Annotated in this window: 1 pseudogene; it reads right to left on the reverse strand. The window is 60.3% G+C overall.

Annotated features, from left to right (window positions below):
* Nucleotides 1–237: 237 nt before the first annotated feature.
* Nucleotides 238–401: pseudogene (locus tag NMG80_RS36935) on the reverse strand (ISAs1 family transposase); the annotation flags it as partial.

Here is a 401-nt window from a genome sequence, read left to right on the forward strand (position 1 = left end):
TTAGCGCCTATGGGGCGCTGTCCCGCCGGCCTGCATCTGCCAATCTCCAACGTCTGCGATTAGCCGTAAGCCGCCGCGCCTTCGTCATCCTAGGGCGAAGCAAGGAGCGATGCGACGCGGCGTAGACCCTAGGATCCATGCCGTTACTTCTGAGCGTCACAACGGTGCAGAACCTTTGATGGCGGAGCGAGGCGCCCCCCTCTGGCCTGCCGGACATCTCCCCCCTTGAGGGCAGGGCTATCGCATTTGAGTCATGAGCTGGAAGAGATAAGCATCGTTCCAGCCTGCACGCATCATTTTGCCACGCATGGTGTCCTTTTGCTGTCGGCTCGAAAGGTATTGAGGCAGAAGCGCCGAAGCAGAGCGAGGTTTTCGGGGCCGTGATCCTTTCTGGTCCGGCA

The organism is Mesorhizobium escarrei (assembly GCF_935825525.1).
Lineage (GTDB): Bacteria > Pseudomonadota > Alphaproteobacteria > Rhizobiales > Rhizobiaceae > Mesorhizobium > Mesorhizobium escarrei.